21 protein-coding genes, 1 pseudogene and 1 riboswitch are annotated in these 22,195 nt (G+C 39.3%); of the genes and pseudogenes, 11 read left to right on the top strand and 11 right to left on the bottom strand.

Features of this window, described 5'->3' with window-relative positions; translation table 11 throughout:
- Positions 1–33: 33 nt before the first annotated feature.
- The 3 genes from ACLHDF_RS03740 to ACLHDF_RS03730 all read right to left on the bottom strand — a co-directional run bounded on the left by ACLHDF_RS03740 (position 34) and on the right by ACLHDF_RS03730 (position 2,245).
- A complete protein-coding gene (locus tag ACLHDF_RS03740; protein ID WP_413917672.1) occupies positions 34–975 on the bottom strand; it encodes a multidrug resistance efflux transporter family protein in 942 nt (313 codons plus the stop codon).
- Positions 972–1,652, bottom strand: coding sequence for a GntR family transcriptional regulator (locus ACLHDF_RS03735; RefSeq protein WP_413917671.1), 681 nt, complete (start codon positions 1,650–1,652; stop codon positions 972–974). Before ACLHDF_RS03735 ends, ACLHDF_RS03740 begins: the two co-directional genes overlap by 4 nt.
- A gap of 74 nt (positions 1,653–1,726) precedes the next feature.
- A complete protein-coding gene (locus ACLHDF_RS03730; protein WP_413917670.1) occupies positions 1,727–2,245 on the bottom strand; it encodes an acyl-CoA thioesterase in 519 nt (172 codons plus the stop codon).
- Between the two features lie 150 nt (positions 2,246–2,395).
- On the opposite strand from ACLHDF_RS03730, the gene ACLHDF_RS03725 reads away from it, so the two are divergent.
- Positions 2,396–3,388: a D-cysteine desulfhydrase gene (locus tag ACLHDF_RS03725; RefSeq protein ID WP_413917669.1), complete on the top strand. Its 993-nt coding sequence runs from the start codon at positions 2,396–2,398 to the stop codon at positions 3,386–3,388.
- Positions 3,389–3,422: 34 nt separating this feature from the next.
- Here the strand turns inward: ACLHDF_RS03725 and ACLHDF_RS03720 are convergent, their stop codons facing one another.
- From ACLHDF_RS03720 to ACLHDF_RS03710, 3 genes are all read right to left on the bottom strand, one after another.
- Positions 3,423–3,602, bottom strand: coding sequence for a hypothetical protein (locus ACLHDF_RS03720; protein ID WP_413917668.1), 180 nt, complete (start codon positions 3,600–3,602; stop codon positions 3,423–3,425).
- A 112-nt stretch (positions 3,603–3,714) separates the two neighbouring features.
- Complete coding sequence (locus ACLHDF_RS03715; RefSeq protein ID WP_413917667.1) at positions 3,715–5,064, bottom strand: sensor histidine kinase; 1,350 nt, start codon at positions 5,062–5,064, stop codon at positions 3,715–3,717.
- Positions 5,061–5,732 carry a response regulator transcription factor gene (locus tag ACLHDF_RS03710; RefSeq protein WP_413917666.1) on the bottom strand — a complete coding sequence of 224 codons (672 nt, stop codon included), beginning with the start codon at positions 5,730–5,732 and terminating at the stop codon, positions 5,061–5,063. Before ACLHDF_RS03710 ends, ACLHDF_RS03715 begins: the two co-directional genes overlap by 4 nt.
- A 228-nt stretch (positions 5,733–5,960) precedes the next feature.
- Here ACLHDF_RS03710 and ACLHDF_RS03705 point away from each other — a divergent pair, with 228 nt between their 5' ends.
- Positions 5,961–7,235 carry a S1C family serine protease gene (locus tag ACLHDF_RS03705; RefSeq protein WP_413917665.1) on the top strand — a complete coding sequence of 425 codons (1,275 nt, stop codon included), beginning with the start codon at positions 5,961–5,963 and terminating at the stop codon, positions 7,233–7,235.
- Positions 7,232–8,134, top strand: coding sequence for a hypothetical protein (locus ACLHDF_RS03700; protein WP_413917664.1), 903 nt, complete (start codon positions 7,232–7,234; stop codon positions 8,132–8,134). The genes ACLHDF_RS03705 and ACLHDF_RS03700 overlap by 4 nt, the downstream gene beginning before the upstream one ends.
- A gap of 227 nt (positions 8,135–8,361) precedes the next feature.
- Here the strand turns inward: ACLHDF_RS03700 and ACLHDF_RS03695 are convergent, their stop codons facing one another.
- Entirely contained in the window at positions 8,362–8,826 is a 465-nt protein-coding gene (locus ACLHDF_RS03695; protein ID WP_413917663.1) for an Lrp/AsnC family transcriptional regulator, read from the bottom strand.
- Positions 8,827–8,946: 120 nt separating this feature from the next.
- Between ACLHDF_RS03695 and ACLHDF_RS03690 the strand changes: the two genes are divergently transcribed.
- From ACLHDF_RS03690 to ACLHDF_RS03680, 3 genes are all read left to right on the top strand, one after another.
- On the top strand, positions 8,947–9,405 hold the full coding sequence (locus ACLHDF_RS03690; RefSeq protein ID WP_413917662.1) for a carboxymuconolactone decarboxylase family protein: 459 nt from the start codon (positions 8,947–8,949) through the stop codon (positions 9,403–9,405).
- A 114-nt stretch (positions 9,406–9,519) separates the two neighbouring features.
- Positions 9,520–9,665: riboswitch (cyclic di-AMP (ydaO/yuaA leader) on the top strand.
- Positions 9,666–9,788: 123 nt separating this feature from the next.
- Positions 9,789–10,448 carry a potassium channel family protein gene (locus ACLHDF_RS03685; protein ID WP_116075556.1) on the top strand — a complete coding sequence of 220 codons (660 nt, stop codon included), beginning with the start codon at positions 9,789–9,791 and terminating at the stop codon, positions 10,446–10,448.
- A gap of 3 nt (positions 10,449–10,451) precedes the next feature.
- Complete coding sequence (locus tag ACLHDF_RS03680; protein ID WP_413917661.1) at positions 10,452–11,771, top strand: TrkH family potassium uptake protein; 1,320 nt, start codon at positions 10,452–10,454, stop codon at positions 11,769–11,771.
- Positions 11,772–12,360: 589 nt separating this feature from the next.
- Here the strand turns inward: ACLHDF_RS03680 and ACLHDF_RS03675 are convergent.
- Positions 12,361–12,447 (bottom strand): YjcZ family sporulation protein, encoded by an 87-nt coding sequence (locus ACLHDF_RS03675; protein WP_413918256.1) that lies wholly within the window; start codon positions 12,445–12,447, stop codon positions 12,361–12,363.
- Positions 12,448–12,625: 178 nt separating this feature from the next.
- On the opposite strand from ACLHDF_RS03675, the gene ACLHDF_RS03670 reads away from it, so the two are divergent.
- From ACLHDF_RS03670 to ACLHDF_RS03655, 4 genes and pseudogenes are all read left to right on the top strand, one after another.
- Complete coding sequence (locus tag ACLHDF_RS03670) at positions 12,626–13,126, top strand: tetratricopeptide repeat protein (protein WP_413917660.1); 501 nt, start codon at positions 12,626–12,628, stop codon at positions 13,124–13,126.
- Between the two features lie 409 nt (positions 13,127–13,535).
- Positions 13,536–15,613, top strand: a pseudogene (ggt, locus tag ACLHDF_RS03665) (gamma-glutamyltransferase).
- 298 nt (positions 15,614–15,911) lie between these two features.
- On the top strand, positions 15,912–16,811 hold the full coding sequence (gene rocF, locus ACLHDF_RS03660) for an arginase (RefSeq protein ID WP_413917659.1): 900 nt from the start codon (positions 15,912–15,914) through the stop codon (positions 16,809–16,811).
- A gap of 255 nt (positions 16,812–17,066) precedes the next feature.
- Positions 17,067–18,500: an amino acid permease gene (locus tag ACLHDF_RS03655; RefSeq protein ID WP_413917658.1), complete on the top strand. Its 1,434-nt coding sequence runs from the start codon at positions 17,067–17,069 to the stop codon at positions 18,498–18,500.
- Positions 18,501–18,549: 49 nt separating this feature from the next.
- Here the strand turns inward: ACLHDF_RS03655 and ACLHDF_RS03650 are convergent, their stop codons facing one another.
- Positions 18,550–19,716, bottom strand: a complete 1,167-nt coding sequence (locus ACLHDF_RS03650; RefSeq protein WP_413917657.1) for a hypothetical protein — start codon at positions 19,714–19,716, stop codon at positions 18,550–18,552.
- A 157-nt stretch (positions 19,717–19,873) separates the two neighbouring features.
- Positions 19,874–20,116 (bottom strand): hypothetical protein, encoded by a 243-nt coding sequence (locus tag ACLHDF_RS03645; protein ID WP_413917656.1) that lies wholly within the window; start codon positions 20,114–20,116, stop codon positions 19,874–19,876.
- 336 nt (positions 20,117–20,452) lie between these two features.
- On the opposite strand from ACLHDF_RS03645, the gene ACLHDF_RS03640 reads away from it, so the two are divergent.
- A complete protein-coding gene (locus ACLHDF_RS03640) occupies positions 20,453–20,647 on the top strand; it encodes a hypothetical protein (RefSeq protein ID WP_413917655.1) in 195 nt (64 codons plus the stop codon).
- 39 nt (positions 20,648–20,686) lie between these two features.
- On the opposite strand, the gene ACLHDF_RS03635 is transcribed toward ACLHDF_RS03640, so the two are convergent.
- Positions 20,687–22,096, bottom strand: coding sequence for a polysaccharide deacetylase family protein (locus ACLHDF_RS03635; protein WP_413917654.1), 1,410 nt, complete (start codon positions 22,094–22,096; stop codon positions 20,687–20,689).
- Positions 22,097–22,195 lie beyond the last annotated feature (99 nt).

Raw genomic sequence — 22,195 nt, 5'->3', positions numbered from 1 at the left:
GAGCGTTGATTTAGACGCTCTTTTTGTTATTAGTTAGTAGGTTAATTCTTTTTTCGGTATAGCTTTTTTATGACTCGTTTGATAGCTGTGCAGAACCATTCCTGCTACGATAATTCCCATTCCAACCCAAGAAAGAAGCGATGGTAAAGGACTTGATAGAAGGAAGACTTCACCTAGCAGGGCAAATAAAACTTCCATCGACTGTGTTGCTTCAACTGCACCTAACTTTTGAGAATCTTTTTTGACAAGATCCGTTGCGGCAAAAAATAAAACCGTTGCACATACGCCTGAAAGTAAAGCAACTAAGCTGCTTTGATAAATTTGAGTTGTTTTCGGAGGTCCATCGGTCACGTAGGCGTAGACAGAAAGAATAATCCAAAACGGCAGGCTTGAAAGTGTCATCCCAAGCACGCGCTGAAACGTATTAAGTGACGACAGCTCCATCATTTTACGATTGCCAAGAGGGTACGCAAAAGACGCAATCAAAATTGGAACGGTACAAAGCAAGGCCGTAGCGGCCGATAGTTTAGTCGCATGCTCAAGCTGCATCAATACAACGCCTATTAAAATAATGAACGAAAAACCTAGCTGTTTGAAAGGAATAACTCCTCGCTGTTTTCCTTCCGTGTAAAACAAAGGAGCTAAAAGAGACCCCGATAAAATCGTAATTTGCCAAGTGCCTGCAATAAGCCAGCCGGGACCGTAGGCTGAAGCAAAACAAAGAGGAGCATAAAATAAACCAAATCCCACCGTGCTCCAAAGCAGCCATTTTTTTGGCTGGGCTTTTATTTCTGCTAATACAGGTTTAATACCATCCCGAAAATAAACAAGTACAAGTAAAAGAGGTACCATAAAGAAATAGCGCAGCGATGCGCTCCACGCCCAGCTGCCTCCGGATAAATCCATTGCTCGATTTAAAACGAATGTAAAAGCAAAAAAGAATGATGCAGCAATACCCAATAAAAGAGGCTTCACTTTGACTCCTCCTCATTTGTCAACGCTTCACCTAATGTGAGCCAGTTGGTTTCGACAAGCTGTGATGTCAGTACGGCATCTTTTTGACGGCAAGCGTTTATGATTTCTTTGTGTTGGTCAACGGAAGCAAGGCTAGAAAGAGAAGAAAAACGAGCGATTTCCAGACGCTGAATTTTGGCGCTTGTTTGTTTTACAACACGCTCTAGTTCTACATTTTTTGCCCGGTTTAAAAAAATGGAATGAAATGCTTCATCCGCTTCAATTGCTTCAAGGACATTTCTTGTTTTGATCGCATGTTCTAGAGATTGATTGTGTTTGGTTAGTTCCTCTATGTCGTCTTCTTGTAATGACGTACAAGACAGCTTAGCAGCAAGTGCATGAAGAGCTGCGACGACAATAAAAGATTGTTTTGCCTCCTCAAGGTTTAATGGAGCCACTTTTGTAGAAGACCCAGGTGTTGTTTGGACAAGGCCTTCATCTTCGAGTCTCTTTAATGCTTCTCGAACAGGAGTGCGGCTAACTCCAAATTGCTCAGCCAATTCTTTGTCCTGAAGCTTTTGTTCCGGATGAAATTCAAGCATAACAATATTATGTTTAAGTGTTTGATAGACTTCCTCCCGCAGGGAAAGTCGTTTGAGAGGTTGAATGTTATTTTTCATAAAACCAATATATCGCATATTACATTAAATAACAATGTAAAAACTAAAAAACTTCATCTAAAAAGCAGTTAACTGCTTTTTAGATGAAGAGCTTAATTACTGCTGCGTAAAGATTTAGATAAGATACTCGCAATCGCTTTGCTGTGTTCAACCTGCGTTTTTTTTGACTCTTTTCGTTCGAGAGCTACTTTTTGAAGACTTTTTTCTTCTTCAGTTTGGACGATGACTTGAGGAACCGGTGCTGGTTTCCCGTTTTCTAATGCGACAAAGGTCAGAAAAGAAGTAGCTGCAATACGTTTAATGCCCGTTAACAAATTTTCGGCAATAACTTTGACAAAAATAATCATAGAGCTTTTCCCTGTGACAACAACAAATGCTTCATATGAAATAAAGTCTTCTTCGGTAACGGGTTCGATAAAGTCAACGTGATCAATGGAAGCTGTAACACACGACTTTCGAGAATGCTTAGCTGCTGAAAGAGAAGCCGTCATGTCCATATCAGCAACAATTTTCCCGCCAAAAAGAGTGTGATGATTGTTTAGATCATTTGGAAAAATGTGCTGTGATTTGACTACTCGTGAGACGCTGCAAAGTACTGCTTTTTCACTCATCGAAAACACTCCTTCAAACTGTTTATATGGTTTAATGTATGTTGACTGCTTGTTCTTATGTATACAAGTTATAGAAACCCCTTTCATAAAAAGCTCTTCACAAGCCTCTATATGGTAAAATAGAACAAATAAGAAAGAAAGGATGAGAGCATGAACTTAACTCAATTTTCTAGAAGAAAATATACGGATTCCCCTACACCTTTAGAAAAGCTATCGGTTTTATCTCAGCAGTTAAACGGACCCTCAATTTATATGAAGCGCGATGATATGCTTGGACTGACAGGGGGCGGAAATAAGACGCGTAAGCTTGAATATTTAGTAGCAGATGCAAAAGCCCAAGGAGCGGATGTGCTTGTAACGTGCGGGGCAATACAGTCGAATCACTGTCGTTTGACGCTTGCAGCGGCTGTAAAAGAGCAAATGAAGTGCGTGCTCGTATTAGAAGAAGGCGAAAATAAAGCAAGCGATCAGCCGACAGGGAATTATTTTCTTTATCATTTACTAGGTGCTCACGACATGCGGTTTGTTGCTGAAGGTTCAGATTTAACAGCGGAAATGAAAAAAGTAGAGCGAGAGTTGATTGAAAAAGGGCATAAGCCGTATTTGATTCCAGTAGGAGGTTCCAATGTTATCGGTGCAACAGGATACGCTGCCTGTGCACAAGAGGTGCTTATGCAAAGCTATGAGCAGCAGATAAAGCTTAGTCACGTGGTCTGCACAAGCGGCAGCGGAGGCATGCATGCAGGACTAGTGGCAGGTTTTCAAGGTCTTCAAAGTGACGTGTCTGTTATTGGAATGAATGTTAGTCGTGCTAAAGAAGAGCAAGAAGTGAAAGTTGCCAAGCTGGCGAGTGAACTTTATGATCATTTACATAGTAAAACGCCTTTTAACAAAGAAGATATTGTGTGTATGGATGAATATGTAGGTCCAGGCTATGCTGTTCCGACAGAAGAGATGGTGGAAGCAGTCAAACTTGTGGCCAGTACGGAAGGAATTTTATTAGATCCTGTGTATACTGGCAAAGCCATGGCCGGTCTGATTGATTTAATTCGAAAGGGCTATTTTAAAAAGGATGAAAATGTGGTGTTCATCCATTCAGGCGGTTCACCGGCTCTTTATGCATATACGTCAATTTTTTCATAAAAAAGAGATTGCGACATAACTAAACTAATCGAACCTAAAGACGAACAAATGGGATACATGAGCTCGTATAGATCGCTTGTGACACCGCTGTTGATTTCCGTGCAAGGCTTCGCTTTCCTCGGGCGGCCGATGAGCCTCCTCGCCGCTTCTGCTCCTGCGGGGTCTCATCTATTCCGCTTTTCCCGCAGGAGTCTTCGCCTTGCCCTCCAATCAACAGCTAGAAGCAGCTAGATACGTGAAACCTACGTTCACCCTACCAATGAAAAGATCCAAACGAGTTTGATTTTCCATCAAGAATCAAACTCGTTCGGATCTTCCTTTTTCGTTTATATAGGAATAGTAAGTGAAAACGTCACTCCGGTGTCTGTGTTTTCAGCTGTAATTGCTGCATCGTGCATCGTAACAATACGCTTTACGATACTTAAGCCGATACCGAATTCACCGTTCGCTCCTTTTTTAAACGGTTCAAACAAGTGTTGAAGCACACTTTGATCAATCGGCGGACCATCGTTGCTGATTGTACATTGAACGTTCGTTTGCTGTTTAGTAAGTGAAAGTGAAACCTTCGTACCGGCATAGCGCAGCTGATTATCGAGCACATTTTCGAACACTTTTGTCCACAGCTCTTTGTCTCCTTTAATCGTTGCGTTTACGCCATCAAATGCCCACTGTATTTCAGGGCGCCTCCACCGCAAACGATCCACTACTTCATGAAGAAGAGCAGTAAAATCAAAATCATCTTTTGCAAGCTGATGAGTGGACATATAGTCAAGCTTGGTTAAGTAAAGCAAATCGCGGATTTTTTTCTCAAGGTTTTTGGATTCATCTTCAATGACTTTTACTGTTTGAGATAAATCACCTTTTGGATAAATGCCGTCTTGAATTGATTGGGCGTAGCTTTGAATAACCATAACCGGTGTTTTTAGATCATGTGAAATATTTTGAAGCAGCGTTTGCTGTGCTTCATCTTTAGATACAAGCCTTTTGCGCATTTGCTCGATGGACGCGCCTAATTTGCCAATTTCATCGGAACGGTTCACCGTAACAGGCTCATGCCAATTTTGTTCGGCAATTTTTTTTACATCTTTTTCAAGCGATACAAGCGGCTTGCTTAAATATCTTGATAGCCAAATAGATGGAAGCCAGCTGAATAAAAATACAATAGAAATCACGAGAAGCAGCTGCTTAAAAAGAGCAGAAGTGAGCGCGTTGCGATACGTATCCCACGAAAATGAAAGCAAAAAAGCGGGCTGTCCGTTTACGCTTACTTTTCGAATCACATAAAAAAGCGTCCGGTTCCCGAGATCTTTTTCATAGCGAGCGACGATTTTTCGCTGACTGATTGCATCTTCCTGTGCTTTTCTCAAAAAGTCTTGAGGCAAAACGCGTGATGAAAAGTAGGAGATGTCGGCATGTTCGGGAAGTAAAATATGATCAACGGTTCGATTACCGAGCGTCGGTTCACTATCTTCATTGCTAAAGTAATATTCTCCTGAGCGGCTTGGCAGGCCGTATTCTTTTAATATATGCTGCTCATTTTCAATGGTAGTATAAATTTCATCTGTGAAGAACTGCCTGAGCGTCGTTGGAAATAAAATAGCGAGCAAAATTGAAATAAGCAGTAAAATACCGGAGATTACGAGCCAAATTTGAAATGCAAGCGACTTGTTTTTCATGCTTTCATCATCCGGTATCCGTATCCGTAAATCGTTTCAATTCGTGCTTGCGGCATTTTTTTGCGCACGCGCCTTACTAAATCATCCACCACTCGGTCTGTGCCAAAATAATCTTCTCCCCAAATGAGATTCAGCAGCTGCTCACGTGAAAAAGCCTGTCCAAGATCTTTTGAAATGGTAACAAGAAAATCAAATTCTTTGGACGTTAAATCAATTGGCTTTCCATTTTCACTGGCTGTACGGGTATGTAAATCGATTTCATAAGGAGTCAGCGTAATGGTATCGGTGTGCTTTTGATTTGGACCATATACGAGGTTCAGTAGTTTGTTTGCTCGAATGACTAGTTCACGAGGCAAAAAAGGCTTTGATAAATAGTCGTCGCTTCCCATTTCAAGTCCAAGAACTCGGTCAATATCGGCATCGCGTGCTGAAATGAAAATAACAGGCACATGTGGCGTTTGCTGCTTGATTTGACGAATGAGCTGATACCCGTCAATGTCAGGCAGCATAATATCTAAAATCCACAGATGTGGAGGGGTTGCAATCATTTCTTTGGCGTCTGTGCCGTTAAAAAATGAGCGAACGTCCCAGCCTTCTTTTTGAAGGTAAAGAGTTAAAACTTCATTTAAATTTTGTTCATCCTCTACTAAATATAGTGTAAAGCTCAAATTTGACACCTTCCTCTGAATATATGAAAATTAAGGTAAATAAAGCAAGATGCTTCATAAATCCCTGTGCACATTTCTTTAATGGTCTATGTACCCGCTATTATACTACGTGTTTGCTGTTATAAAGAAATTTTTCACAATTTCACATATTGTTTTGATACTTATCCCAAACTTTTATTTTATAGTATAGATAACATAAAATTTGCTACGTTAAAAGGAGTGTTTTTCATGGATCCACGTGACTATGAAAGAGAGCAAGAACGAAAAGAAGAATACGAAAACCGCCAGCAGCGCTATGATCAGTATCAGCCTTCATCGTCATCACAGCCTCCAAAAAGACGCTTATTTCCAGTGATTGCATCTTCAATCGCAGGAGCAGTGCTAGGGGGAGGAATTGTGTTATACGGGGCTCCGCAGCTAGGGTTAATGGATTCAGCTGATACGCAAACAGCGAATCAAACAACGCAGACTCAAACAGCCACAACAACGAGTACAACACCTCGAACAGTAAGCACAACTGTGAATCAGTCAGATCTTGTTTCAGTTGTAAATAAAGTATCAGCCGCTGTTGTAGGCGTGAACAACATTCAACAGCAAACAAATCCATTTTCTGGAGATACTCAAACGCAAGAAGCAGGAACGGGTTCTGGAGTTATTTTCAAAAAAGAAAATGGCAAAGCATATGTTGTGACCAATAACCACGTTATTGACGGCGCAAGCGAAGTAGAAGTGTCACTTTCAAACGGGCAAAAGGAAAAAGCTAAAATTGTCGGAGCTGATGCGCTAACAGATTTAGCTGTACTTGAAATGTCTGATAAAAATGTGGAACAAGTGGCGAAGTTCGGGAAATCATCAGATTTAGTAGCGGGTGAAACCGTGCTTGCAATCGGAAACCCTCTTGGTGAGCAATTCTCTCGTACGGTCACACAAGGTATCGTGAGCGCAGCGAAACGCTCCGTGCCTATTTCAGACAATTGGAACGTAGACGCAATTCAAACGGATGCGGCGATTAATCCAGGAAACAGCGGCGGTGCTTTGATCAATTCTTCCGGTGAAGTAGTCGGCATCAACAGTATGAAAATTTCAGAAGACAATGTAGAAGGCATCGGCTTTGCTCTTCCAAGCGATGAAGTGCAGCCAACGATTGAACAGCTGATGAAAAACGGAAAAATAACGCGTCCATATATGGGTGTAGGTCTTCAAGATGTAGGTCAGCTTTCAGCTGCAACAAAGCAAAATCAGCTAGGCCTAACAAGCGATACGTCTGAAGGAGTTGTCATAACGACGGTTGAACCATTTTCTTCTGCTTCTGATGCAGGTTTACAATCAAAGGACGTAATTGTTGCCATTGATGGAAACAAAGTCAGTACTTCTAGTGATTTACGTCAATACTTATATACAAAACGCAAAGTAGGAGACACGGTGAAACTAGACGTGTACCGAAATGGAAAAAAACAAACCATTTCTTTGAAGCTTTCAGAGCAGCAGGATAACAATGGATGAGTTCAACACCGTTAAAGCTGCTGCTAGCAGTGTTAACAGCGTGCGGAATTTTGACAGGATGCGAAGGGAAGCAGTCAAACACGATGTTTCCTTCTGTAGAAATTAGTCAGCTATCTTCTACTAAAGAAGTGGCATCGTATGAAGGAGGAATGGTGACAGGAGCTGAATTCAACCGTTTTTTAGCAGTTGAAGGGTTCTTAAATCCAGATGCTCCGCTAAATGATACAAGCTACCGCAAAGAGTTGTTGCGGCGGCTTGTCATGCAAAAAATCTTAATTTCGCATCTAGAGACAAGTAATAGAGTACAAAAACAAGTCGAGGATATGTGGAAGCAAATTACACGCTCATATGACGAGGATACAAGAAAGCAAGGTTATGAAGTCTTACACATTCGTTCTAATGACGTAACCAACCAGCTAACGAATCAGTTTAAATTAGAGGAATACTTCCGTAAACAAGTTACGTCTGATGAACTAGGTGCTTACTATAAACGTATTGAAAACGATATAACGCGCGTCTCTTTTACGCAGCTAGCTCTTCCAACTTTACATGATGCCGATGCCGTTGCGGCTGAACTGCAGAAGGGAACATCGCTTCAAGATGTTCAAAAAAAATGTGCTGATCTCCACACCATCAGCAAAATAGAGAATGCTGATAATCTAAAGCTTTCAAGTCTATCTTCCTCTTTTATAGATGCTTTAAAAAAACAGCACATCGGAGAGAGTAGCGAGCCTATTAAAATGGATAAAGTCTATTATATTCTTATTTTAAAACAAAAAGATAAAAAAACGGTATCAGAGGTCAAAGAAGAAATGATGAATGAACTTGTTTTGAATGGAATCAACCGGTATATCCAGGATGAACTGCCAAGGTTTCACGTGACTTTGAATCTTAGGTAGTTCCCTTTTATATAGATTGATTGTTTTCAAAAAACAAGCAGATAAAAGAGCTTTCTATTAATAGAGAGTTCTTTTACATTTTTAAGTAGACAGAAATGTCAGCACCTGATAAAATAAAGTTGTAAAACTTTCATTATTCGGAAAACTTATACCCTCCAGCTTTGGAGGGTTATTTTTTTGTGTTTTCATGCTGTACAATTTAATAGACGAACAAAAGCTCCTATCGTTTACGATAGGGGCTTTTCATTTCTTAAATGATGTAGTAATGCAGGAGACATCTCTACGTGAGAAAGGGCGATGTGTGAAATCGTTTTGGCATAAGGTGTAATGTCATTAATAAATTGTTCCAGTACGTGCAGGTGAGGAAGTTGGAGCTTTGTAATAAAGCAGGCTTGCCCGGCGATGCGTTCACAGAATAAAGCATAGGGATACTGAGAAATAAATCGTTTAAAACGCTCGTGCTCTCCGTTTTTCATGGTTACTTCAATAAAACATGATACCGGTAAATTCAGCTTTTCATAATCAATATCAATCGTATATCCCTTTATAACGCCAAAGCTTTCTAACTGTCTTACCCGCTCTGCCACCGAAGGAGGAGATAAATTAATTTGTTTTCCTAGCTCTCTTAAGGAAAGACGGCTGTTTTGCTGCAGCGCCTGCAAAATCGATAAATCAATTTCGTCAATTTTCAATTGGAAACCTTCTTTCTCATTAATGTTTCATTTGATTAGTAATAGTAGATAAGATGTTTTATATGTTATCTAAAATTTCTATTTTTCTTACTATAATAATTAAAAAGGAGTGAGTGGAAAATGGCAAGAGTTTTGTTAACAAACGAAGAGGGAACAAACTTTGAAAAAGCACTGAATTTAATTCCACATGTAAAAAGATTGTATGATGAGCTTTACGAAACGCTTTGGAACAGCGATGTACTAGAGGTAAAGACAAAGGAAAAAATTCGTCTTTATCTAGCAGGGGTTAACGGCTGTGAGACGTGTATGAGCATGTCGTATGTAGGTGATGAGACGCTTAATCAAAAAGTATTAAGAGAAGAAGAGCTTGAAGAAAAGGATCGACTACTGTTTCGATTTATTGATGTGTACCGGGTGAGCCCGAGGGATTTGACGGATGCTGATATGAATCAATTAAAGAAGTTTTACAGTGATACGCAGCTATTAGAGCTTTTGGCTGTTATTAATTTGTTTGATCAATTTCACAAACTGATTGTCAGTTTAGATTTATATGATTTTTGCAGTTTGCAGCGCAATTGATGTCTTCGTTAAAAATACCTTGACAGACAAAATACACAGGAGTAAGATAGCTTTCGTGAAGTGAAACATATCATGAATCGAATCGATTATTCTAGAAAATAGATCATAGACATTTGAATAAAATCGCTTAATCCATTATGGAGCGGAGGACCCATTATTTATGCACAGATTGTGCTCTGGGGTGAATCCTTAAAAAAGGTAGGGTTACTCTTAAAACCCGAACCCGACAGCTAACTTCGCAAGCGTTTTGAGGGGGAAGAATGTGAAAAAACACAGGAGCCTTCCTGTGTTTTTTTGTGCTTTTTTAAGAAGAAGATGTAATTTTTTAGAAAAAGTATAAGCTAAGAGAACACACAGCAGTTGAGGAAAGGAATAAATATATTATGAAAAAACAGTTTGCTGTATTGGGATTAGGTCGTTTTGGAGGCAGTTTGGTTGAGGAGTTTGCTAATTTGGATGTGGATGTGCTCGCTATTGACCGCAACCAAGAGGTAGTAAATAAATATAGCAACTCAGCTACATATGTTGTGCAAGCGAACGCAATTGATGAAGCTAGCTTAAAGGGGCTAGGTATTCGTAACGTTGATCATGCTCTTATTTCGTTTGGAGATGATATCGAAGCAAGCGTGCTCGCAACAATGCTTTTAAAAGATATGGGTGTTAAGCAAGTATGGGTAAAAGCGGTGAATATGTATCATCAAAAAGTGCTTGAGAAAATAGGAGCAGACAAAGTCATTCACCCGGAGCGTGATATTGCTAAGCGGATTGCTCATCACGTTGTGTCAGAAAAAATTATTGACTACATTGAACTGTCAAAGGACTATAGCATTGTTGAAATTGTCGCCTCTAAGAAACTTCATAATAAAACGCTGTTTGATTTAAATATTCGTGCAAAGTACGGCTGCAATATTATCGGATTTCAGCGAAAAGATGGGGAAATGGTGATTTCACCTACGGCGCATGAAATAATTGAACAAGGAGATATGCTTATTGTCATCGGACATAATCGCGATTTGAATCGTTTTGAAGAAGAAGGAGTTTAACTCATGAAAAAACAAATCATTAAACTCACCCCTCCGCAGCTGCTTGTCTCTATTTTTGGCGGAGGAATTATTATTGGTGCTCTTTTGCTGATGCTGCCTTTTTCTACTACTGAGCCAATCCGGTGGGTAGACGCTCTTTTTACGTCTACTTCTGCTATGACAGTAACCGGCTTAGCCGTCGTAGATACGGGCACTCGTTTTACTATCATTGGTCAAACGATTATTATGCTGTTAATTCAAATAGGCGGTCTTGGTATTATGTCATTTGCCGTGCTGATTTTTATAATGCTAGGTAAAAAAATTGGATTTAAAGAGAGAATGCTCGTTCAGCAGGCATTAAATCAGACGAGCGTCGGTGGAGTTGTGCTGCTAGTTAAAAGACTGTTTATCTTTTCATTTTTAATTGAGTTTATTGCACTTATCTTTTTAGCGATACGCTGGGTTCCAGAGTTTGGATGGTCTAAGGGACTGTTCTTTAGCTTGTTTCATTCGGTTTCGGCTTTTAATAACGCAGGGTTTGGGCTATTGTCTGATAACTTAGTTCAGTATGTAGGTGATCCTATTATTAACATAACGATTTCTTTTCTGTTCATTATTGGCGGGTTAGGATTTACCGTCCTTGCTGATATGTGGATCAAAAAATCGTATAAAAAGCTAACGCTGCATTCAAAAATTATGATTATCAGCACGTTTGCGATTAATGTAATTGCCATGCTTTTTATTTTTTTCTTAGAGTACGGCAATTCACATACGCTCGGAAATTTATCATTAGGAGACAAAGTATGGGCGTCTTATTTTCAAGCGGTAACGACAAGAACCGCTGGATTTAATACGATTGATTTAGCACACCTGCATGACGCAACTGTCTTTTTAATGGTCTTATTAATGTTTATTGGGGCAGGAAGTGCTTCAACAGGAGGCGGTATCAAACTCACGACGTTTGTGGTGATTATCTTTTCTGTATGGGCATTTTTACGAAGCAGGGAAGATATTGTTTTACTGAAGAGAAGGCTTCTTCCGCTTCACGTATTTAAGGCGTTAGCCATCACGATGATTTCGATTATGTTTGTGTTTGGAGCCATTTTTCTGTTAAATATTTCGGAAAACCTGCCGTTTGTAAAAATTATGTTTGAAGTTGTTTCAGCGTTTGGGACAGTAGGCTTATCAATGGGAGCGACTCCTGAACTTTCATACTTTGGACGCGTAATCATTATCTTTATTATGTTTTTAGGAAAAGTGGGGCCATTAACGCTTGCTTTTTCATTATCAAAGCAGAAGCGAGAAGCTGTACGATATCCAAATGAAGATATTATGCTAGGGTAGAAAAAATCGCCTCCAAGGAGACGATTTTTTTTATGTTATTCATGGAGTCAGGACATGAAAGATGTCAGGCATAAAATGGTCGCAATGAGTAAAAAGAAGGTGAAAACAAGAATACTGGGCAATTTGGAATGTCGGCGCATCAAAGGACCCCCTTTTTTATAGTGAAAAATCTCTTATTATATATAACGAAAGAAACATAAATATGATTCACTTTTTTAGCGAATTTTGAAGGTTTTTCTCATAAAAAATCTGCACGGCTGTCCTAAACATTTTGCCAAGCTGTTGCATACAATAAAAGCAGATAACAAGAAGTGAGGGATGATACGTGGGAAAACAAAATTTTGCGTTAATCGTCGTGTTATTTGTTATTGTAGGTGCGTCTGGCTTTCGTTTTTAAACGTTAACTATTTATTTACGCATAGCCTCCTTGAAGAAGGGAATACTAGGCGGAAGTAAAAAACCAAAATTTCTTCAATATTGCCGAACAATGAGGTCCTCTACTCATTCATCTAATCGGTATGTAGCCATGCGAAAGCATGGTTTCTTTTTTTGAAAATAGAGGATGAATAATGTTCATCCCCTTTAGAAATCAGTAGTAGCAAGAGCACCCTACGATTACTAATAGAATAAATAAAACAACGATAAATGAAAAACCAAAATCGCCTTTTGCGCCCATATGGGTAACCTCCTTTAATAAAAGTCACTATATCTTAATCTTATGAACTAATTGAGTTAAGTGACTGAGAAATTTGCCCATTTTTTAAACGGTAAATAGCTTATGAGAAGCATGCCCAACGCTTACTTTTTTCATTTGCGTAGAAATCCTTTATGATAAAGAAGAAAAGGAGGGCAAAGTGGTAGGAATACATGCAGAATACGTCATGAATCAGCTGGAAGAGGGTAAGTGGAAAGAGATCAAACGCGAAATTCAACAAGAAATGAAGAAAAAACCTGAAGCATCTGATTTGTACTGTTACTTAGCGGTTTGTTTAGCAAAGCAAATCGAAGAATCAATTATTTTCGAAAAAATGGTATTAAACTTAGAAATGGATCGTGCTCTTCATCAGGCACTAATATTAAATCCATCTTCAAGCTTGGCGCACTTCGTTCGAGGAGTAAAATACCGGGAAACTCCGTTTATGTTTGGAGGGAATTACGAAAAATCGCTGTCTTATTTGCAGCGAGCGCAAGATCTTGGTTTTGAAGGGATTATGCTGTTGCTCGAACTCGCCAAAACATATATTCAATTAAAAGAAATTAAAAAAGCGAAAGAACAGATCGCTTATGCCCGAGAAATTAATCATACTCATGTGGACATTAAAAAAGTCGAAAACATGCTGCAAACAGGACAATGAATCAAAAGTCCTGTTTTATTTTTTATTTTCAGGAAACGTATGCTGATTTTCATAAAGGATTTCTTTTTATATAACAATAAGAATATTTATAGATATTTTTATAAGTGAATGTAAGTCAAATGGCTTCTTAACTGCTAGATTTTTTACATTATTAGAGCGTTCAGTCTACATAGTTCCAAAAATAGTAAGAAACTATCAGCCTATGGATAAATTGTTAGAAAATATAGATAATTGTAAATAGATAGAGATAAAAGTTAAAAATGCGACTAACTAAAAAAGCAAAGGTATGATTTACTTTGCTTTTTATTTATACATATATGTAAAAAATATCATAATAAACTAATTTATTCTTAGGGAAATCCATCGTCTCAGGCGATGTGAAATAATGTATTTGAAGGAGGAGACCCAGATGAAGGTTATAAAGATGTTGGTTATTGCATTATTTAGTGTATGTTTAGTTGTCACACCAGCTGCTGCTGAAGTTCCGGGTGTCGACCATTCAATGAAACGGGGTGCTACACAAGGGATTGTAGCGGCATCTCACCCGCTGGCTGCTGAAGCGGGAAGGAAAGTTTTAGCTGAAGGCGGAAACGCTGTAGATGCGGCAGCTGCCATTCAACTATCTCTAAACGTTGTAGAACCGATGATGTCTGGTATCGGTGGCGGTGGCTTTATGATGATTTATGAAAAAAAGAAAGATAAAATCACGATGCTAGACAGCCGTGAAATGGCGCCGGCTGGTGTTACACCTAAGCTGTTTTTAGATTCAAAAGGAAAAGTAATCCCTTTTAGTAAGCGGCACATAACAGGAAAAGCAGTTGGAGTTCCTGGCACGTTAAAAGGAGTAGAAACAGCACTTGAAGATTATGGAACAATGGACTTATCAGATGTTATTAAACCAGCTATTACTCAAGCGGAACAAGGAATTAAAGTAAATTGGTCAATGGCTCAGTACATTGATGAAAATGTGGACAAGCTTGAAAGATACCAAACGGCCGGTGACGTATTTGTACCGAATGGCAAACCGTTAAAAGAAGGAGATAAGCTTGTTCAGGCTGATCTTGCTAAAACATTAAAGCTTATTCAAAAAGAAGGTTCAGACGCTCTTTATAAAGGAGAAATTGGAGAAGCGCTTGTTAAAGAAGTTCAAAAACGCGATGGAAGCATGACCATGGATGATTTAAAAAATTATGTTGTAAAAGAACGCGAGCCGGTAAAAACAACTTACCGAGGCTATGATGTGGTTAGTGCGGCTCCTCCTAGCTCCGGTGGATTAACTGTGCAGCAGATTTTAAAGTTAATGGAAGGCTATGATGTAGAAAAAATGGGTTCCAATACGCCTCAGTATTTGCAGCATTTAACGGAAGCTATGCACTTAGCTTTCGCTGACCGTGCGGCATATATGGCGGATGAAGACTTTTATGAAGTGCCGAAAAAAGGGCTATTAGATGAAGATTATATTAAAGAACGTCGCAAATTAATAAATCCAAATAAAGCAACGCCTAATGTTAAAGAAGGAGATCCTTGGAAGTATGAAGGAAAAGAAAATCCAAATAAAGCAACTGTAACGGAAGAAAATCCAATTGGCCAAACGACTCATTTCTCTGTCGTGGACAAATGGGGGAACATGGTTTCTTACACGACTACTATTGAACAAGTATTTGGCTCAGGAATTATGGTTCCTGACTACGGATTTATGCTCAACAATGAAATGACAGATTTTGATGCCGCCCGGGAGGCGTGAACCAGGTTGAGCCTAAAAAACGTCCTCGAAGCAGCATGTCTCCGACGATGCTGTTAAAAGACGGAAAGCCGTTCATGGCAATTGGTTCACCGGGAGGTCCGACCATTATTGCGTCTGTAGCAGAAACGATTATGAATGTCATTGACCATAAGATGCCGATTCAAAAAGCAATTTTAACACCTCGCATTTATTCAGGCGGCTATCCAACCGTAAGATGGGAACCCGGCTTTAGCCAAGATACGATCCTTGAAATGATGGCTAAAGGAAATGCGTTTGAAGAAACGCCTCAGCATATTGGAAACGTCCAAGCTGTTATCTATGACTATGAGACGGGGAAAATGTACGGAGGAGCGGATAATACGCGCCAAGGCACAGTGTTAGGAGTAGACGCGATTAAATATGTGTCTAAACAGTCAAAACCAATTAAAGAAGAGAAAAAAGGAGAGTTCACCGTTGAAGTCAACAGCGCGGTGTATCCATTTACAGATAAGCAAGTGAAGCTGATCGATGGAAAGCCTTATGTTCAGTCCGACCGTCTCCTGTTAGGCTTAGGCGTCATTGATTCGAGTGGCTTAAAGCTGTATAAGCCAAATCCTCATTCCTATTTATCGGTTATCAAAGTAGCAAAATCACTTGGCTACAAAGTGAAATGGGATGATGAAAAGAAAGTGGTCTCATTAGAAAAAGATCCTGGTGAAGGTGATACCGGTGATGATGAAGATGGAGACATTATTACAAATTAAAAAAAGTCAAAGGGGTAATCCCCTTTGACTTTTTTTTATGGAAGCAAATAAAATTGGCGATTTTAAGCCAAAAGACAAAAAAATTTGCACAGTTTTCCAAAAAGTTGCAGAAATCGACAACTTTTTTTGCGTGTGTAAGAAAACACGTGATAAAAAGACTGATAGAATGCTTTAAACAAAGTTGGCATCATTTTTGCATAAGAAATAGATGAGGGGCTGTATGAATGAAAAAAATACATAGTTAAATAAACGCCTATGTTTACTTCACACAGAATAAAATGCAACGGAGGTATAGAAGATGAAAAAAGAAATTTCAGTTATCGGTGTACCAATGGATTATGGACAAACAAGAAGGGGTGTAGACATGGGGCCTAGTGCGATACGCTATGCGGGCATGAATACACGATTAGAAGCTCTTGGCTATACCGTACACGATGAAGGTGATATTAAAGTAGAAATTAAAGAGCGAGCAGACGTAGATAAAAATACAAATTTGAAAAACTTAGCGGCCGTAGCGAGTGGCAATGAACAGCTTGCTGCAAAAGTTGAAGAAGTGCGAGCGCAAGACCGCTTTCCGTTAATACTAGGTGGAGACCACAGTATTGCGATTGGAACGCTTGCAGGAGTCGCGAAAGGTTCAGAAAATTTAGGCGTTGTTTGGTATGATGCTCATGGTGATTTAAACACCGCTGAAACATCTCCATCAGGCAACATTCACGGCATGCCGTTAGCTGTGAGCCTTGGTATTGGACATCCCGTGCTTTTAAATATTGGAGGTTATACGCCAAAAATTAAACCTGAAAATCTAGTTATTATCGGTGCACGCTCATTAGATGATGGGGAAAAAGAGTTAATTAAAGAAAAAGGAATTAAAGTGTATACAATGCATGAAATTGATCGCTTAGGCATGACCCAGGTGATGAAAGAAACGATTGATTATTTAAGCGGTACAGACGGCGTGCATTTGTCACTAGATTTAGATGGCTTAGATCCAGATGATGCACCGGGAGTAGGTACACCAGTAAAAGGCGGCATCAGCTACCGAGAAAGTCATTTAGCAATGGAAATGTTAGCGGAAGCAGACATGGTGACATCCGCTGAGTTTGTAGAAGTGAATCCCATTTTAGATCAGCACAATAAAACAGCAGAAGTAGCGGTTGCTCTAATGAGCTCATTGTTTGGAGATAAGCTTTTATAAAAAAGAGCTACTTATAGGTATCGTGTAGAGAAAGTATAGTATAATTCAAGAAACGGTCATGCAGGACAGGACTAAACGGCTGTCACCCTCGCTATGGGGCTGGCGCCGTTTGCAAATAATCCGACGTCCATTGAGTTGAGCCATGAAATGAAAAGGTTATGTCATGACAGGCTACCTAGTAAGCAGCTATAAAAACATAATAAACCTAAAAAAATGAAAGCGATTTCATTTTTTGCAGCAAAGGGAGGAAATGGGATGAATATTCCACAGGGACAGCCAGGAGAATTAAAAAGAACGATGAAAACAAGGCATCTTTTTATGATATCACTAGGAGGATGTATTGGTACCGGTTTTTTCCTTGGATCAGGTTATACCATCAATGAAGCAGGCCCGATGGGAGCAATGATTTCCTACTTGGTAGGAGGGCTTATCATGTATTTAACGATGCTGTGTCTTGGAGAACTATCCGTTGCCATGCCAGTTGCAGGATCGTTTCAAACGTACGCCACTAAATTTATCGGCCCCGCAACTGGTTTTGCGATTGGATGGCTATACTGGCTAGGCTGGGCAGTAACGGTTGCGCTTGAATTTTTAGCAGCCGGACAGTTAATGCAAAGATGGTTTCCAGACTCGCCCGTTTGGTTATGGTGCGCAATTTTCGGGCTATTAATCTTTTCGTTAAATGCACTTTCAGCCAAAGCATTCGGTGAAACAGAATTTTGGTTTTCAAGCGTTAAAATTTTCGCCATCATTATGTTTATCGTTGTAGGCGGAGCGGCAATGTTTGGACTCATTGATATGAAAAGCGGGCAGGAAGCACCGTTTTTATCAAATTTCTTTGCCGAAGGGCTATTTCCAAATGGCGTAACAGCTTTGCTGATTACAATGATTACGGTGAACTTTTCGTTTCAAGGAACAGAATTAATTGGAATTGCAGCAGGAGAAAGTGAAAATCCTGAAAAAACCATCCCAAAAGCAATCAAACAAACGGTTTGGCGTACGCTTTTCTTTTTCGTCTTATCCGTGTTTGTCCTAGCAAGCATGATTCCTCGTGAAAAAGCAGGCGTTGTAGAAAGCCCGTTTGTTGTTGTGTTAGATAGTGTAGGAGTTCCGTATGCGGCGGATATTATGAACTTTATTATTTTAACAGCTCTTCTTTCAGTAGCAAACTCTGGATTTTATGCAGCTACACGTATGCTTTATTCTCTTTCACGAGAAGGAATGGCAAGTCCTGCGCTTGGAAAAGTAAACAAAAGAGGAGTTCCGTTTAATGCGTTGTTAATTACGCTTGTGATTTCATGTTTTTCTCTGCTTTCAAGCGTAGTGGCAGCTAAAACCGTTTTCGTATGGCTGATTTCACTGGCTGGACTCGGCGCTCAAATTGGCTGGATTGCGATTACAGCTTCACTGCTTGCATTTAGACGCACTTACGTAGCGAAAGGCGGAAAAGTAGAAGACTTAAAATTCAGAACACCTCTTTATCCGGTTCTTCCGATCGTAGCTCTGATTACAAACTGTATCGTCATGATCAGTCTTGCGTTTGATCCCGAGCAGCGAATGGCGTTATACTGCGGAGGTATTTTCTTTATAGGCTGCTATATTTATTATTATTTGAAAATTCGAAAACAAAATCAGGCAAAACAGGAGCAAGAAGTTCAGCTCGCGGAAAATAAACGAATGATTATTTAACATAAAAACCCGGAAAACTACGATTTTCCGGGTTTTTATATACTTATATTTAACTGTCTAACGTGGCATCTTCGTTTTTACGGCGGCGGAGCAGCTTCCATAGGGTGACAAGAGCAACCAATGTAAGGACAATACCGCTGCCGAGCAGAATATGACTCACCGTTTTATCCTGCTTTTTTTGGCCTTGTTCAAAATATTTTTTGTACATCGCCACCGCAGCTTTATGTTGCTTGTATTTTTTCGGAACGTTCATTTCTTTTCCAAGTTTCCAGCCGTCTTTATAAGCTTTTTGCTGTAAAGGTTTCACATCTTTATTTGAATAAAAGCCTGCTTTGTACCATTTTTCTAGTTGGGGCTTGTCCTGAAGACTTTTTGGCGCTCTATAGGTCTGATAGGTAAAAGCTGAGTCGTACCCCTGGGCTTTTATATCTTTTTGCTTTTGTTTTTGCCCTTTTTCGTATCCTTGCTCAAAGGCTGTTTGCAGTTCGCCTTCTGCTTCTGGAGGCACTTCAAGTGAAAGATCGTGATAGCCTTGAACGTAGCCTTGCTTTTCAAACTGCTTTTTTTGCTGGTCCAGCACTTCGGCTTGGCCAGTTTCAAAGCCTTCTGTAAAAGCCTGACGTGTGACATCCTCCTCATCATACATGCTCGGAACACTCATTGAATCATTTTCAAGGCCTTGCTGATAGCCTTCTTTTTTTGCTTTAACGGATAAGTCCATTAAAGAAATAGCTTTTTGGTAGCCTTGAACATAACCTTTATTCCAATCGGGTGACTTAGAAGGGAAGGATTCGACATCTGATTGAATGGTAGCGTGTTTGTAATCAAGCACGCCTTGCTGATACCCTTCCGCTTCACCAGCGGACATTTCATTTTCTTGTTCCGTCTTGAGTTCTTCCTCTTTTTGCTGCTGTCCTTTTTTATACCCTACCGTATATCCCATCATAAACCACGTGAATTCTTCAGAAGATTTGTCCAGTCCTGTCGTTTGATCAAACTGTTCAAATTTTTTCTCTCCGTATCCATCTTCTTCTCCAAGCGAATAGCCTTCTTGGTAGAGAGAGTCAAAAATAGCTTTTACATCTTCATTTGTATCCACGTCTGTTGGCTGATCCAAAGCGTCCGGAGAGGAATCAGGAGTAGCATAAGAAGGAATGGGATCACTTGCAAGAATAAGTAAGCAAGCTGTACTAATAACGGCTAATTTTTTTTTCATCATTTCTTCACCTTTTAGTTCAAAGTCAATGTTTATTTTGTAGTTTAAGCGTACAGCTTTCCATGTAGAAAGACGTGTAAAAGTTATTCCAATTATGAAAATTATAACATTTAAATGGAAAGGAGAATAGGTGGTAAAAAGGAGAAATATGTGTTTTTTACGTTGTTTTATCTTTAGCGCTGTTGTGCTTTTCTACTTTAAATGAGCGATAAAATACTTCAGCTACAAAACAGAATAAAAGGGAGAAAAGTACAAATAATTCAGCGAACTCCATCACACGAAATGAACTGTAGCCATTTTGCAAAGCCATGGAAAAACTAAACCCTTGCATCATATACACACCGATAGAAAACCCGATTAAGCACCCTAAAAGCAAAACTGATATCCAAATGATTTTCATATGTTTTACTCTCCGTGTTCTTTTCTTAAAAAGATATTCTACCGATAGTTCCTGTTGGTTTTTTGTCTTGTGCTTTGTTTGTGCTATTAAAAATTGCATACAAATCATTTATTTGGAAAAAGCTAAAAAAAGAGAAGAAAGGTGTTTTTAATCGTGCCTTCTTTATTTAAAAATAAAAAAAGCAAAGAAAATAAAAAGAGTACAGAAGCATCGTCATCAACGGAACAAACGACAGCACTTTATTTGTGGTGAATGCTATGCTGTTGATTTGATTATTTATAAGGTGCACAAAGGGTTTGAAGTAATAGCTAGAGCGGCTAGACGTGTTCTTTATAATTGCAAGTAAATGTTCAAGAGTTTTTAAAAGAAAGGCTAACGATTATGCCGGTATTACTCTTTATCCCTTTTCACGTAGTGATTCCGCTTACGCTGCTTTTTATAGCATTTATTAAGCAACGCGTGAAAAACAAAAGCGCTGCAACCATTATGATGTTTGCAGCGCATTCGCTTTCTATCCGGCAGAGACTATAAGAATAGTTTCTACTAGAGATACATTATACTAGCTGTCGGCTACTGTAAATGCAGCTGTTCTCGCTCTTGTTTTACTTGTTCTAGCTGTGAAATCGTAACAAGCTGATACCCTTGTGCATGGAGTTTCTTCATAATTTCAACGGCTGCTTCGGCGCTTGTTTGGTAGATATCATGCATTAAAATAACTTTCCCGTCTCCGACCTGACTCATAACTGCTTGAACGGAGTGAGGAACGTTTCTATATTTCCAATCTTCGGGATCGATATCCCATAGAGTCACACCAACATTTCCGATATAACGTCTTACATTTGCATTCACAGCTCCGTATGGAGGGCGTACATGCAGTGGTTCATACCCGCTGACTTGTTTAATAAGCGCCTGAGTATCACCAATTTGGTGTTTGACCTGTGCTTCATTCAAACGAGTGAGCTGGGGGTGATCCCAAGAGTGATTGCCGACTTCGCTGCCTTCCTTGATCATACGTTCGATTGTTTCAGGATAATATTGAACGCGGCTTCCTAATACAAAAAAGGTAGCGTGTCCGTTTACTTCTTTTAATCCGTCTAAAATCACATTGGTAGATGAAGGGTTAGGTCCGTCATCAAAGGTCATTGCAACGACTTTTTTAGTTGGATCAATAGGTGCTCCTTGCTGCGGTATTTCGTTAACAATATGTTTTGGAGGCGTTTCTTTAACTTTATTTTTATTTGCCGCTTCGTCTTTGTAAACATCGTTCATTACGTCTTTAAATAAATCTTTTTGAATAGCGATTGTTTTAGGTTTTGTTTGTTCAGCTCCTAACTGATAAGGTTTAAAGTAGATTACAATACTGTTTTCAAGCAATGCAAAATGACTGAAATTTTGATCAGTTGACTGAGTTCCTTTTTGAAGGTTCGGGTCAAAATCAGCTGTTTTCAGTTGTTTTTTTAATTCAGCGTATGAAATAGCCGAAAGGCGATCTAAATAGTTGGCATCTCCTTTAAATAAATCCTTTAGCGCCACTTGCTTTTGAGCAGGCAGGTCAAATGTAAAGGTTTTAAGAGAAGACGTTCCTTTCTCTCCATTTACAGATTCATATTCATCAAAGACAACGCTTAGCGTTTGCTTGCTGTAATGGACGATTTTATATGTAATGGTTAATTCAGATTTTTTGTCCTTTGACTGCTTCTGCAGCTTTTTTTCATAGTGCGCCACTTCATCTGTTACATAAGCTTGAATGGATTGATCAACTTCTTTTTTGCCAAAGGAAGGGTAGCTGATTGCATAGCCTCCGTAGGTAAGATCCTTAACTAGCGTTTGAATTTCAACGTTAGGATAGGTTTGATCTGTTTGAATACTTGCTGTTTTTTTCTCTGTACTGTTTGCTTTGACAATATACCCTGCTGCACCAAGAAGCAAAATGCAGCATCCAAGCAGTGTCAAAATACGTTTGTAGCCCATGGTTTTCATTTAGTAATATTCCCCTTTTTGTATATATCTACCTAATAGACGCATGAGAGCATCATTTAGTTTTACTTTTTTTTAAAAAACAAACTATTTTTCTACTTA

Origin of the sequence: Priestia megaterium (genome assembly GCF_046599315.1) — a bacterium.
Classification (GTDB): Bacteria; Bacillota; Bacilli; order Bacillales; family Bacillaceae_H; genus Priestia; species Priestia megaterium_F.
Note: the sequence above shows the minus strand (reverse complement) of the source record. Positions and strands in the feature narration are given on the sequence as shown.

Coding starts and splice junctions, on each gene's coding strand:
- ACLHDF_RS03635 (WP_413917654.1), bottom strand. CDS start 22,096: ATGAAAACCATGGGCTACAAACGTATTTTGACACTGCTTGGATGCTGC.
- ACLHDF_RS03715 (WP_413917667.1), bottom strand. CDS start 5,064: ATGAAAAACAAGTCGCTTGCATTTCAAATTTGGCTCGTAATCTCCGGT.
- ACLHDF_RS03700 (WP_413917664.1), top strand. CDS start 7,232: ATGAGTTCAACACCGTTAAAGCTGCTGCTAGCAGTGTTAACAGCGTGC.
- ACLHDF_RS03645 (WP_413917656.1), bottom strand. CDS start 20,116: ATGAAAATCATTTGGATATCAGTTTTGCTTTTAGGGTGCTTAATCGGG.
- ACLHDF_RS03735 (WP_413917671.1), bottom strand. CDS start 1,652: ATGCGATATATTGGTTTTATGAAAAATAACATTCAACCTCTCAAACGA.
- ACLHDF_RS03650 (WP_413917657.1), bottom strand. CDS start 19,716: ATGAAAAAAAAATTAGCCGTTATTAGTACAGCTTGCTTACTTATTCTT.
- ACLHDF_RS03675 (WP_413918256.1), bottom strand. CDS start 12,447: ATGGGCGCAAAAGGCGATTTTGGTTTTTCATTTATCGTTGTTTTATTT.
- ACLHDF_RS03685 (WP_116075556.1), top strand. CDS start 9,789: ATGAAAAAACAGTTTGCTGTATTGGGATTAGGTCGTTTTGGAGGCAGT.
- ACLHDF_RS03655 (WP_413917658.1), top strand. CDS start 17,067: ATGAATATTCCACAGGGACAGCCAGGAGAATTAAAAAGAACGATGAAA.
- ACLHDF_RS03725 (WP_413917669.1), top strand. CDS start 2,396: ATGAACTTAACTCAATTTTCTAGAAGAAAATATACGGATTCCCCTACA.
- ACLHDF_RS03690 (WP_413917662.1), top strand. CDS start 8,947: ATGGCAAGAGTTTTGTTAACAAACGAAGAGGGAACAAACTTTGAAAAA.
- ACLHDF_RS03705 (WP_413917665.1), top strand. CDS start 5,961: ATGGATCCACGTGACTATGAAAGAGAGCAAGAACGAAAAGAAGAATAC.
- ACLHDF_RS03680 (WP_413917661.1), top strand. CDS start 10,452: ATGAAAAAACAAATCATTAAACTCACCCCTCCGCAGCTGCTTGTCTCT.
- rocF (WP_413917659.1), top strand. CDS start 15,912: ATGAAAAAAGAAATTTCAGTTATCGGTGTACCAATGGATTATGGACAA.
- ACLHDF_RS03730 (WP_413917670.1), bottom strand. CDS start 2,245: ATGAGTGAAAAAGCAGTACTTTGCAGCGTCTCACGAGTAGTCAAATCA.